Annotated in this window: 11 protein-coding genes; 8 read left to right on the top strand and 3 right to left on the bottom strand. The window is 75.1% G+C overall.

What is annotated here, in order from left to right; genetic code table 11:
- Nucleotides 1–9: 9 nt before the first annotated feature.
- Nucleotides 10–612, bottom strand: coding sequence for a TetR/AcrR family transcriptional regulator (locus FHX78_RS33240; protein WP_145871043.1), 603 nt, complete (start codon nt 610–612; stop codon nt 10–12).
- 127 nt (nt 613–739) lie between these two features.
- On the opposite strand from FHX78_RS33240, the gene FHX78_RS33235 reads away from it, so the two are divergent.
- The 3 genes from FHX78_RS33235 to FHX78_RS33225 all read left to right on the top strand — a co-directional run bounded on the left by FHX78_RS33235 (nt 740) and on the right by FHX78_RS33225 (nt 3,541).
- Nucleotides 740–1,378, top strand: coding sequence for an alpha-ketoglutarate-dependent dioxygenase AlkB (locus FHX78_RS33235; RefSeq protein ID WP_145871042.1), 639 nt, complete (start codon nt 740–742; stop codon nt 1,376–1,378).
- Between the two features lie 142 nt (nt 1,379–1,520).
- Complete coding sequence (locus FHX78_RS33230) at nt 1,521–2,267, top strand: MBL fold metallo-hydrolase (RefSeq protein WP_145871041.1); 747 nt, start codon at nt 1,521–1,523, stop codon at nt 2,265–2,267.
- A gap of 41 nt (nt 2,268–2,308) precedes the next feature.
- Nucleotides 2,309–3,541 carry a DUF4032 domain-containing protein gene (locus tag FHX78_RS33225; protein WP_145871040.1) on the top strand — a complete coding sequence of 411 codons (1,233 nt, stop codon included), beginning with the start codon at nt 2,309–2,311 and terminating at the stop codon, nt 3,539–3,541.
- A 13-nt stretch (nt 3,542–3,554) separates the two neighbouring features.
- On the opposite strand, the gene FHX78_RS33220 is transcribed toward FHX78_RS33225, so the two are convergent.
- Nucleotides 3,555–4,436 carry a universal stress protein gene (locus FHX78_RS33220; protein ID WP_145871039.1) on the bottom strand — a complete coding sequence of 294 codons (882 nt, stop codon included), beginning with the start codon at nt 4,434–4,436 and terminating at the stop codon, nt 3,555–3,557.
- A 170-nt stretch (nt 4,437–4,606) separates the two neighbouring features.
- Here FHX78_RS33220 and FHX78_RS33215 point away from each other — a divergent pair, with 170 nt between their 5' ends.
- From FHX78_RS33215 to FHX78_RS33200, 4 genes are all read left to right on the top strand, one after another.
- On the top strand, nt 4,607–6,175 hold the full coding sequence (locus FHX78_RS33215; protein ID WP_145871038.1) for a CAP domain-containing protein: 1,569 nt from the start codon (nt 4,607–4,609) through the stop codon (nt 6,173–6,175).
- A gap of 95 nt (nt 6,176–6,270) precedes the next feature.
- Nucleotides 6,271–6,948 (top strand): AIM24 family protein, encoded by a 678-nt coding sequence (locus tag FHX78_RS33210; RefSeq protein WP_145871037.1) that lies wholly within the window; start codon nt 6,271–6,273, stop codon nt 6,946–6,948.
- Nucleotides 6,949–7,059: 111 nt separating this feature from the next.
- On the top strand, nt 7,060–8,019 hold the full coding sequence (locus FHX78_RS33205) for a threonine/serine dehydratase family protein (protein WP_145871036.1): 960 nt from the start codon (nt 7,060–7,062) through the stop codon (nt 8,017–8,019).
- Between the two features lie 121 nt (nt 8,020–8,140).
- On the top strand, nt 8,141–9,733 hold the full coding sequence (locus FHX78_RS33200; RefSeq protein WP_145871035.1) for a serine/threonine-protein kinase: 1,593 nt from the start codon (nt 8,141–8,143) through the stop codon (nt 9,731–9,733).
- On the opposite strand, the gene FHX78_RS33195 is transcribed toward FHX78_RS33200, so the two are convergent.
- Nucleotides 9,635–11,173, bottom strand: coding sequence for a serine hydrolase domain-containing protein (locus tag FHX78_RS33195; protein ID WP_145871034.1), 1,539 nt, complete (start codon nt 11,171–11,173; stop codon nt 9,635–9,637). The genes FHX78_RS33200 and FHX78_RS33195 overlap by 99 nt on opposite strands.
- A 73-nt stretch (nt 11,174–11,246) precedes the next feature.
- On the opposite strand from FHX78_RS33195, the gene FHX78_RS33190 reads away from it, so the two are divergent.
- A complete protein-coding gene (locus tag FHX78_RS33190; protein WP_145871033.1) occupies nt 11,247–12,218 on the top strand; it encodes an LLM class F420-dependent oxidoreductase in 972 nt (323 codons plus the stop codon).
- Nucleotides 12,219–12,251: the final 33 nt, after the last annotated feature.

The raw sequence follows: 12,251 nt of genomic DNA, 5'->3' as shown, positions 1-12,251 counted from the left end.
TCCCTTCCTTCATCCGGTGAGCAGCGCGGTCAGCAGTTGTTTCAGCCAGGCCCGGGCGCGTACGACGTCCCGGTCCAGCAGGAGTTGGGTGGTGACGCCGTCGTAGGCGGCGACCACGGCGTGCGCGGCGCCCTCGGCGTCGCCGAGCACGGCGGGCAGTGCGGTGTGGGCGCGGGCCAGCCGGTCGGCGATGGCGCCCCGCAGCCGCGCCCGGTGTTCCAGCAGGCCGCGCGCCACGTCCGGGTCGCGGGCGGCGTGCACCAGGAAGTCGGTCTTGACCAGCAGCCAGTCACGGTCGAGCAGCAGCACCTCGGTGACGCGGTCGACGGCGGCGGGCACGTCGAGGCCCGGCCCGTCCTGGGCGAGCGCGGCGGTGACCTGGTCCGCGATGAGTTCGGCGCGCTCCGCGTACAGGGCGAAGAACAGCTCGTCCAGGCCGGCGAAGTTGGAGTAGAAGGCACCCCGGGTGTAGCCGGCGGCCTCGCAGATCTCCTCGATCGAGACGTGCCCGAAGCCCTTGGCGGCGAAGACCCCGAACGCCGCTCGCAGGAGGTTCGCGCGCGTGTGCGCCCGGCGCCTGGTGACGCGCCCGGCCGTACCGCCCACCGTCAAGGTCCGCTCCCTCGTTCGATACGGGAACGTATCCGATACACCGGTGTATCGGATAGGGCCGTGCGGCGGGCAGTCGCCCGCCGCACCGGTCTAGAACATATTTTCGAATGAGGGGTACGCTGGTTGCATGACCACGCACCACCCGCCGGCGCTCCAGGGATCCCTCTTCGACCAGGACGACGAGCTGCGGCTCGGCCCGCTCGACGGGGTGCGCCGCACCGGGCTCGGCCGCGGCGCCTGGATCGACGTCCTGCCGGGCTGGCTCCACGGGTCCGACGCGCTCTTCGCGCACCTGGCCGCGCGGGTCCCGTGGCGGGCGGAGCGGCGCCAGATGTACGACCAGCTCGTGGACGTGCCCCGGCTGCTGTCGTACTACCGCGCCGACGACCCGCTGCCGCACCCGGTGCTGGCCGAGGCCCGGGCGGCGCTCAGCGCGCACTACGCCGGCGAACTGGGCGAGCCGTTCGCCACGGCAGGGCTGTGCTACTACCGCGACGGCCGCGACAGCGTCGCCTGGCACGGCGACCGGATCGGTCGGGGCGCGCGCGAGGACACCATGGTCGCCATCCTCTCCGTGGGGGCGCCCCGTGATCTGCTGCTGCGGCCCGTGGGCGGCGGAGACACCGTGCGCCGGCCGCTGGGCCACGGCGACCTCATCGTGATGGGCGGCTCCTGCCAGCGCACCTGGGAGCACGCCGTGCCCAAGAGCAGCCGCGCCACCGGCCCCCGGATCAGCGTCCAGTTCCGCCCGCACGACGTGAACTGAGACGGGGACCGAACCGCCGTCCCGCGCCCCGGCCGCACGGACGAACGCGCGTACCGGCCCGCCGTGCGCGCCCGCGCGGTGATCTGCTTTCCTTTTCCCGCCGGACCAGGACGACGACGGAACGACGGAACGCGGGACGATCATGCGAGCAGCAGTGCGCCAGGTCGCGGACGGCACCCATCTGGTGCGGGGCCCGAGCACCAACTGGGTGATCCTCACCGAGGGGGACGCCGTCACGCTCATCGACACCGGTTACCCCGGCGACCGCGAGCGGCTGCTCGACTCGCTGGCGCAGGTGGGGAGTTCACCGGAGGCGGTGACGGCCGTGCTGATCACCCACGCGCACAACGACCACCTGGGCTCCGCCCAGTACCTGCGTGCGGCGCACGGCACCCCCGTCTACACCCACGAGGCCGAAGTGCCGCACGCGCGGCGCGACTTCCTGCACCAGGTGGGTGTCGGCCGGGTGCTGCGCAACGCCTGGCGCCCCGGTGTGGTGCCCTGGGCGGTGCACGCCCTGCGCGCCGGCGGGACGGCCGATGCGGCGGTCACCGGTCCCGAGCCGTTCCCGGCGCCGGGTCCGCTGGACCTGCCCGGCCGGCCGGTGCCGGTGCCCACCCCCGGGCACACCGACGGACACTGCGCCTTCCACCTCCCCGGCGTCGGCGCGGTCGTCTCGGGCGACGCCCTGGTGAGCGGTCACCCCACCTCCCGCGTCCGGGGGCCGCAGCTCCTGCCGGACATGTTCCACCACGAGCGGGCGGCCGCCGTGGACGCGCTGGACGTGCTGGCGAAGCTGGACGGCGACCTGCTGCTGCCCGGCCACGGCCCGCTGCACGAGGGCTCCGTGGAGGACGCGGCACGGCTGGCGCGGGAGCGGGCGCAATAGGGTGAGGTGAGGACCGCCCACGAGACGAGGACACCCCAGCCATGGCACTGCAGATCAACGCCACCAACCCGGAGCACCCCGCGCTCCTGTTGGAACTGCCGTGGCACCTGCCGCTGGAGGAGTGGCCGGAGCGGTACCTGGTGCCGCTGCCGCGCGGCATCTCCCGGCACGTGGTGCGCTACGCGCGCGCCGGCGACGAGGTGATCGCGGTGAAGGAGCTCGCCCAGCGGCCCGCGCTGCGCGAGTACGAACTGCTGCGCGACCTGGACCGCATCGGCATCCCGGCAGTGGACCCGCTCGCCGTGGTCACCGGCCGCACCGACACCGCCGGGGAGCCCCTGGAGAGCGTGCTGATCACCCGGCACCTGGGCGGCTCGATGCCGTACCGGTCGATGTTCGAGACGACGATGCGCCCGGCGACGATGCACCGGCTGATGGACGCGCTGGCCGTGCTCCTGGTCCGGCTGCACCTCGCCGGGTTCGCGTGGGGCGACTGCTCGCTGTCCAACACCCTGTTCCGGCGGGACGCGGGCGCCTACGCCGCCTACCTCGTGGACGCCGAGACCGGCGACCTGCACCCCGAACTGAGCGTCGGACAGCGGGAGTACGACCTCGATCTGGCCCGCGTCAACATCAGCGGCGAACTGCTCGACCTGGAGGCGTCCGGGGCGCTGCACCCCTCCGTCGACCCGGTCGACTTCGGCACCGAGATCTGCGCCCGCTACCAGGGCCTGTGGCAGGAGCTGACCCGCACCTCCGTCTACCCGGCGGGCAAGTACCACTACATCGAGCGCCGCATCCGCCGCCTCAACGACCTCGGCTTCGACGTGGCCGAGATGCAGATCGAGCACGCCTCCAACGGTGACACGGTCACCTTCGTGCCCAAGGTCGTCGACGCCGGCCACCACCAGCGGCAACTGCTGCGCCTGACCGGCCTGGACACCGAGGAGAACCAGGCCAGGCGGCTGCTGAACGACCTGGAGAGCTGGATGGCCACCCAGGACGACTACGCCCCGGGCGACCCCCTCGGCGCCCGTCCCGAGGTCCTCGCGCACCGCTGGGTGCGCGAGGTGTTCCGGCCCACCGTGCGGTCGGTGCCGCCGGAGCTGCGCGGCCCGATGGACCCCGCGGAGATCTACCACGAACTCCTGGAGCACCGCTGGTACCTGTCCGAGCGGGCGCAGCACGACATCGGCCTCGACACGGCCGTCGAGGACTACATCAGGAACATCCTCCCGAAGGCGCGGACCACCCTGCGGCCGACCGACGACTGAGCCGGCGGTTCGCTCAGGCGGGCGGCACGACCGCCACCGGGCAGTCCGCGTGGTGCAGGACGCCGTGCGCCACCGAGCCGATCCGGGCGCCGACGGCCGTGCGGTGGGCGCGGCGGCCGACCACCATCAGCTGGGCTGTGCCCGCCACCGACAGCAGCACCTGGCCGGCGCTGCCCATCTCCACGTGCTCGACGACGTGCACGTCCGGGTAGCGCTCCCGCCAGGGCGCGAGCGCGGCCGCCAGCCCCTTGCGCTCGTACGGCTCCAGGCCCCCCGCCTCGTCGAGGAGCTGGAGCGACGCGGGGCTGTAGGCGAACACCGGGGGCAGGGTCCAGGCCCGCACGGCGCGCACGGTGGCTCCGCGCCGTGCCGCGGTCTCGAAGGCGAAGCCGAGCGCGGCGGCGCTGTCCTGCGGTCCGCCCTGCTGCCCGACCACGATCTCGTGCCCGGCGACCTCGTGCGACGGCCGGTCCCCGGCCCGCACGAACACCACCGGCCGCTCCGCGTCGACGATCACCTGCTGGCCGACCGAACCGACCAGGAAGCCCAGGATCCGCCCGTGTCCGCGCGAGCCGAGCACCAGCATCTCCGCCTCCGCGGCGACACCGGTCAGGGTGTCCACGGCGTCGCCCTCCAGGACGTCCACGGCCACCGGCAGGTCCGGGTGCCGTTCGCGCACGGCGCGGACCGCCTCACCGGCCGCCTCGCGCACCCAGCGCTCCTGCGTGGCCCTGTCCCCCGTGTCCACCCCGTCCACGGCGTCGTGCGCCTCGAACCGCCAGGCGTGCACCACCCTCAGCGGCAGCCCCCGGCGGACCGCCTCCCTCGCCGCCCAGGCCAGCGCGGCGAGGCTCTCCCCGGTTCCGTCGATCCCTGCCGTGATCGGGCGCGTCATGCGGTTCCTCCCGGTGTCGTGTCAGCTCCGCGGGGTCCAGTGTTCCCCATGGGGCGCGGACACCGCGCCGCCGAGTGCCCCGGTGGGCCCGCCGCGGGAACCCCCGCCCGCCGCACGTCGTTGTCCGGACACCCCCACCGATCCGTGCACGACGACATCAGGGCGGCGCGATGAGCGAGTTGGTCCCCGGCGGCAACCTGCCCCTGCCGGGCGGTGCGGTGACCGTCCGGGTGGCCGGGCCGTTCGACCTGTCCGCACTGATCACGGACGACGGCGGGAAGGTCCGGGACGACGGCGACTTCGTGTTCTACAACCAGCCGTCCGCCCCGGGCGCCCGGCTCGGCGGTGACACGCTCACCGTCGACCCGCCCGCCCTGCGCCCCGGCGCCACCCGGGTCACGGTCGCCGTCAGCCCCGCCGACCCGGGCACCCCGCTGGGCGCCCTGCCCGCCCCGGTGCTCCAGGTCGCCTCCGGCGGGCGCCCGCTGGCCCGGTTCTCCCCGCCCCGTCCCGGGCGGGAGACCGTCCTGCTCCTCGCGGAGATCTACCGGCGCGGCGACGGCTGGAAAGTGCGCGCACTGGGCCAGGGGTACGCCGACGGCCTGGCCGGACTCGCCCGGGACTTCGGCGTGGACGTGGAGGACGACGGCGCGGCTCCCGCGGGGGCGGCACCGGGTGCGGTGGCACCGGCGGGCGCGACGGTCCCGCCGGGCGCCGTTGCACCTCCGGGCGCGGTGGGGCCACGAGGTGCGACGGTCCCGCCCGGCTCGGGGATCCCGCGAGGCACGGCGGCACCACCCGGCACGCCGAACCCGCCGGGCGGGGTGCCCGTACCGGGCGCCGTGGCCCCGCCCGCGCGCCCGGCCGTCCCGCCCGCGCGCACCGTCCCCCCGCCGCGTCCGGCCGTCCCGCCGCGCCCCCTGGCACCGCCTCCGCCCGTGTCCCCACCGCCCGCCGGGGACGGCTTGGACGGCTTCCTCGACCTGGTCAACTCCGCCCGCGCCGCGGCCGGTTCCCCGCCCGTCACCCATGACGCGCGGCTGGCCGCCGCCGCCCGGGAGCACGCCGGCATGATGTCGCGGGGCGGACGCCTCGGCGTCGAGGGCGTGGACGGTATCTCCGTGCACCAGCGCGTCACCGCCGCCGGATACGCCTACCTCGCCGTCGGCGAACACCTGGTCTCCGGCCCCCTCACCGTCGCCGCGTTCGTCGACCACTGTCTGCGTCACGACGCGGCCCGGCGTACCGTGTGCGACCCCGCCTTCACCCACGCCGCCCTGGCGGGCGCCGGCGGCGGCGGGTTCGGTGACACCTACTGGACCGCGCTGTGGGCCGGTCCGCTCACCCCGGACGGCCTCGACCGCACGGCCGGTGAGGTCGTCGACCTCACCAACCGGGAGCGCGCCCGCGCCGGACTGCCGCCCCTGTCCCGCGATCCCCTGCTCACCGCGGCCGCGCAGGCGCACAGCGCCGACATGGTGGCCCGCGACTTCTACTCCCACACCGCGCCCGACGGGAGCCGGCCCTGGGACCGGGCCGCGGCCGCGGGCTCCGCGCGACGGACGATCGGCGAGAACATCGCCTGCGGCCAGCGCTCGGCCGCCGAGGTCGTACGGGGATGGATGAACAGCCCCGGTCACCGCGCCAACATCCTCAAGCCCGGCTTCACCCACCTCGGCGTCGGCTTCGCGGGCGGCGGCCGGGCGGGCACGTACTGGACCCAGCTCTTCGGTGCCTGAGCGCGGCCGCCGCCCGGCACCCGGGCGGCGACGCGATCCGGGGCAGTCCCGGAAAGATCCTGGCGGAGCCCGGGAGTCCGGGCGAGGATGCCCGTATGAAGGGTGATCTGTTTTCCAGTCGGCACATGGTGCAGCCCGCCACGGCGCCGGGCATGACGGTCGAGAACGCCAAGTGCCTCCGTTACACGGTCGACGGCGAGATGCTCGCCCGGCAGGGCGCGATGGTCGCCTACCGCGGCAGTCTCCAGTTCGAGCGCAAGGGGCAGGGCGTGGGCGGCATGCTCAAACGCGCGGTGACCGGCGAGGGACTGCCGCTGATGGCGGTGCGCGGACAGGGCGAGGCCTGGTTCGCGCACGAGGCTCAGAACTGCTTCGTCGTCGAGATCGACCCCGGCGACGAGTTCACCGTCAACGGCCGCAACGTGCTGTGCTTCGACTCCTCGCTGTCGTACCGGATAGCGACCGTGAAGGGCGCCGGCGTCACCGGGGGCGGCCTGTTCAACAGCGTGTTCAGCGGGCACGGCCGGCTGGGGCTGGTGTGCGAGGGGAATCCTCTGGTCATCCCGGTGTCGTCGCAGTCGCCGGTGTTCGTGGACACGGACGCGATCGTCGGCTGGACCGCGGGCCTGGCCACCTCGCTGCACCGTTCGCAGTCGCTGGGCTCGATGCTGCGCGGCGGATCGGGCGAGGCGGTGCAGCTGAAGCTGCAGGGTGAGGGCCATGTCGTCGTACGGCCCAGCGAGGCGGCACCGCAGAAGCCCCAGCAGCACTGACCGGCCCCGGCCCGCCGGCCGGGGCCCGTGTTGACCTTGGCCGCTCCACCGGGTCAGGGTGGCTCCAGGCGCGGACCACCTCACCGCGCCCGGACCGGAGAGGTGACGATCGTGATCGAGATCGCCGGCATCGAAACCGCGGCCGAGCGGATCGCCGGACATGTGGTGCGGACCCCGACCGTGCCGAGCCCCGGACTGTCGGCGCTGCTCGGTGTCCCGGTCACGGCGAAGCTGGAGCTGTTGCAGCGCACCGGCTCGTTCAAGGTGCGCGGTGCGGCGGCGAAGCTGCTGTCGCTGAGCGAGGCCGAGCGGGCCGCCGGGGTGGTGGCGGTGAGCGGCGGCAACCACGGCATCGCGCTCGCGGTCATGGCCGCCTCCCTCGACGTCAAGGCGACGGTGGTGATGCCCCGCTCGGCGCCCGTCCGGGCCGTGGAGATCGCGGAGTCCGCCGGCGCGTCGGTGCGGCTGACCGACGACATGGACGGCGCCTTCGCGATGACGACCCGGCTCCAGCAGGAGGGGCTGACCCTGGTCCACCCCTTCGACGACCCGGTGGTGATCGCCGGACAGGGCACCGTGGGCCTGGAGTTCGCCGCGGACGCCGGTGAACTGACCGACGTCCTGGTGAGCATCGGGGGTGGCGGGCTGATCGCCGGTGTCGCGGCCGCGCTGCGGGCGCTGCGGCCCGGGGTGCGGATCTGGGGCGTGGAGACGGAGGGCGCCCAGGCGATGTCCGAGGCGCTGGCGGCGGGCGGCCCGGTGCCGGTGAAGCTGACGTCGATCGTCTCCACGCTGAGCGCCCCCGCCGTGTCGCAGCTGACGTACGAGCACGTCTCGGCGCTGGTCCACGAGGTGCTGGTGGTGCCGGACCGGGAGGCGGTGCAGGGCTCGCTCGACCTCGCGGACCACGCCAAGGTGTGGGCCGAGCCGGCCGCCGGCTGTCTGCTGCCCGCCGCGCGGCGGGTCCGGGAGCGGGTCGGTGAGGAGGCCAGGATCGGGCTGGTGGTGTGCGGCGGCAACGCCACCACCCGCGACATGATCGCCTGGGCGGAGCACTTCGCGCTGCGCTGAGCGCCCGTGGCCGGAACGCTTCCCGTCGGCGCATCCGCCGGCCGTCTCGTTGAACGGACCCCGCCCGGTTTCCCGTACCTCAAGGGAAGAGCGGGAACCAGCGGTGCGACGAGGGATGGCCATGGGCAGGACGCGCGTCTCCACAGACCGGTCGGTCGCCGGACGGTACCGGCTGGTGGAGATCGTCCAACGCGAGACCCACCGCATCCGCTGGTACGCCGACGACGGGTGGACGGGCCGCCCCTGCCTGGCCACCCGCACCTGGCTGCCGCCGGACGCCGGTGACGCCGTCCGCCGCGCGCCCTCCCGCGTCCTGCGGGCGGCCGAGGACATGTCCCGGCTGTGCCCCGGCCGGACCGCCACCGTCGTCGACAGTGTCGTCGAGGACGGCTTCCTGTGGACGGTCACCGCCTGGATCGACGGCACACCGCTCGACGAACTCCTCGCGGAGCAGGGCACCTTCGACTGCGTGCGGGCCGCGCGCATCGCGCTGGAGCTGCTCGACGTCCTGGACGCCGGGCACGCCGGCGGTCTCCCGCACGGCGAACTCAGCCCCGGCCAGGTGTTCGTGCGCCCGGACGGCCCCGTCGTCGTCACGGGGTACGGCCTGGCCGGCGCCACGGAGGCACCCCGGCTCACGGCGCCGTCGTACGCCGCTCCGGAGCAGGCGCGCGGCGAGCGGGCCGGACCGGCGGCGGACCTGTGGGCGCTCGGCGCGATCCTCTACACGATGCTCGAGGGTCGTCCGCCGTTCCGGGAGCGCGGCCGGCCCCGGGCCACACTGAAGGGCGTGGACCGGCTGCCGCCGCGCGCCCCCGTGCGCTCCGGTCCGCTGACCCGGGTCGTCCAGGGGCTGTTGCGCAAGGACCCGCGGGAGCGGCTCACCCGCCAGGTGGTCCGCGGGGTCCTCGTCCGGGTGCTGAGCGGGGATCCCGGTGCCGCCCCGGCGGGGATGCCGGGCCCCCGGCTGCGCGGCGGCCACCTCGCGGGCGTGCGGAGCGCGGGAACGGGGCCCGGCCGGCGGGCCGTGGCGCTCGGCACCGCGCTGGCCGTCGTGACCGTCGCGGTCGCCGTGCTCGGCGCGTCACGGGGGCTGCCCGGTACCGGGGCCGGTGCCGCCGCCGACGCGCCGCCGGCGTCGGCCTCCGCACCGGCCGGTTCCGGCCCGGCGGGCGACGGGCGGGACGAGCCGGGCGACCGGGGCACGGCCCCGCCGTCCGCTCCGCCCCCGTCGGGCGGGGGCGGCCTCCCGCCCGGCTACCGCACGGTGCGCGCACCGGAGGGCTTCTCCGTCGCGCTGCCCGCGGGCTGGGAGCGGCGGGACACCTCGCGCGTGGCCGGCCTGGCGTACCGCGTCACCTTCGGCGCCGACGGGGATCCGCGCACCCTCGCCGTCACCTACAGCGAGCGGGTGGGAGCGGACGCCGTGGCCGTGTGGCGGGACGACGTGGAGCCCGCTCTGGAACGGTCCGGCGGCTACGAGCGGATCGGCGGGATCCGGGCGACCACGTACCTGGGGCACGAGGCCGCCGACATGGAGTGGTACGCCACGGCCGACGGCACCCGCGTGCGCACCTTCGGCCGCGGGTTCCTGCTGGGCGGCGGGCGCGGCTTCTCACTGCGCTGGACCACCCCGGCCGACGGCTGGGAGGAACCCGCCGGCCGGGAGGCGCTGCGCACCTTCCTGCGGACGTTCCGGCCCGGTACGGACTGAGTCGCGCGGGGCGCGCAGCGCGCGCAGGCGCGGACCGTGCAGCGGCCGGGTGAGCCAGCGGGCGGTGACGGTACGGGCGCCGAGGGAGCAGGTGACGCGCAGGCGGTGGGGCGTCTCCAGGAACAGGACGTCGACGGCGAGGGTGTCGGCATCGGTCCAGCCGCCGCTCACGGCCGTGGGGAAGGGCTGTTCGGAGACGGTCCAGGCCGGCCCGCCCGGCCGCACGTCGAGCCGGTGGCCGCCGTCGGTCAGGCTCAGCGTCCAGCCGCCGTCGGTGTCCGCCGTGACCCGGGCCCCCGTCAGTTCCGGCTGGTCCGCGCGGATCCCGCCGGACGGGGCGAACGCGGCGCCGGACCAGTCGCCGGCCCGCTCCGGCGGTGCGGGGCTGCCCGCGGCCGGTGACAGGGAGAGCCGTTCCAGGCGCTCGCCCAGGGCGCTGTCCTCGGCCTTCCGGCCGGACAGCGGACCGGGCCGGAAGGCGGGCAGGAGGTGCCGCCACACCAAATCCAGGTACTCCTGCATCCGCTCGGTCGCCGTCGTCGCGGCGATCACCGCGTCGTGCTCGGGCAGCACCAGGCAGTACTGCCCGTACGCGCCGTCGCCCCGGAATCCGTGGCGGGACGCCCAGAACTGGTAGCCGTAGCCGAGGTCCCAGTCCGGCCGGTCGTCCGCCCCCATGGCGCCGGCGGTCGCCACGCGCGGGCGGGCGGCGCGGGCCGCCCACCCCGCGGGCAGCAGCCGCTCGCCCCGCCACACCCCGTCGTTCAGGTACAGCAGGCCGAACCGCGCGACGGCGTCGGTGGCGGCGTGCAGTCCGCTGAAGCCGATCTCCCGTCCGGCGCGGTCCCGCAGCCACAGCGCCTCGCCGATGCCCAGCGGGTCGAGGATCCGGGGCCGCAGGTAGGCGGTGAGCGACTGCCCGGTGACCCGCTGCACGATCGCGCCGAGCGTGTACGTGCAGGGCTGGTTGTAGGCGAAGACGGTGCCCGGGTCGCGCTGCGGCGGCTGGAGGAGGAAACCGCGCACGGGTTCGGCGGGGTCGGTGCCGAACGCGGCGTCGACGGTCTCGCTCTCGTGCCCGCTGGCCATGGACGCCACGTGCCGGACCAGCATCGCCCGGCTGCGCGGGTCGGTGATGCCGGCCTCGAACTCCGGGAAGTACGAGAGCACCGGGGCGTCGAAGTCGATCAGCCCCTCCGCCTCGGCGAGCGCCGCGGCGGTGGCGGTGAAGCTCTTGCTGAGCGAGTACAGCAGGTGCGGGCGCGCGGCGGTGTACGGCGCCCACCAGCCGGAGGCCACGACCCGGCCGTGGCGCAGGATCATCAGGCTGTGCGGCTCGATGTCCGGGTCGGCTTCGAGGGCGTCGAGGAAGGCGTGGACACCGGCGGCGTCCACACCCTGGTCGGCGGGGGCGGCGGTGGGGAGCGGGCGGGTGGTCATGGGGGCATCCTGCCCCGTGGGCCGGGCGGGTGATCCGTCGTTTTCCCCGTCCCCGTGCGGGGACCCGGGCTTCATGGCGCGTATCGGATACACGATGATGACCGAGCAGGCCGGGCCCCGTGAGCTGGTCGACCATGTGGTGCGGGCGGAGGAGGCGGGCTTCGACTTCTCGGTGACCTCCGACCACTACTTCCCGTGGCTGGGGTCGCAGGGGCACTCGCCGTACGCCTGGAGCGTGCTCGGCGCCGCCGCGCAGGCCACCTCGCGGATTCCGCTGATGACGTATGTGACGTGTCCGACGTTCCGCTACCACCCGGCGGTGGTGGCGCAGAAGGCGGCGACCCTTCAGTTGCTGTCCGAGGGCCGGTTCCGGCTGGGGCTCGGTTCCGGGGAGAACCTCAACGAGCACGTGGTGGGCGGCGGCTGGCCGTCCGTGGACGTGCGGCACGAGATGCTCGAGGAGGCGGTGGGCATCATCCGGGCCCTGTTCGAGGGCGGCCATGTGAACCACCGGGGCACCCACTTCGACGTCGAGTCGGCCCGGCTGTGGGACCTGCCGGACCAGCCGCCGCCGATCGGCATCGCGGTGTCCGGGGAGCGTTCCTGCGCCCTCGCGGGCCGGCTCGCCGACCTGGTGATCGCCACGGAGCCGGAGGCGGAGCTGCTCGACTCCTTCGACCGGCACGGCGGGCGGGGCAAGCCCCGGGTGGGGCAGCTGCCGGTCTGCTACGACCCCGACCGGGACGCGGCCGTCGAACGCGCCCACGCCCAGTTCCGCTGGTTCGGCAACGGCTGGAAGGTCAATTCCGAGCTGCCGCATCCGGCCTCCTTCGAGGCGGCGACCCGGTTCGTGCGGCCCGACGACGTCGCCGCGTCCATCCCGTGCGGCAGCGACCCGGCGGACTTCGTCGAGGCCGTACGCCCTTACGCCGAGGCCGGCTTCACCGAGATCGCCCTGGTCCAGATCGGCGGCGAGTCCCAGCCGCGTTACCTGGACTGGTCGGAGAAGACGCTGCTGCCGGCGCTGCGGGAGGCGTTCGGCTGACGCCGGGGGCGGGCCCGGGGCGCGAGTGATTCA

Source organism: Streptomyces capillispiralis (assembly GCF_007829875.1).
GTDB lineage: Bacteria > Actinomycetota > Actinomycetes > Streptomycetales > Streptomycetaceae > Streptomyces > Streptomyces capillispiralis.
This window is presented reverse-complemented; position numbering and strand designations above follow the sequence as displayed.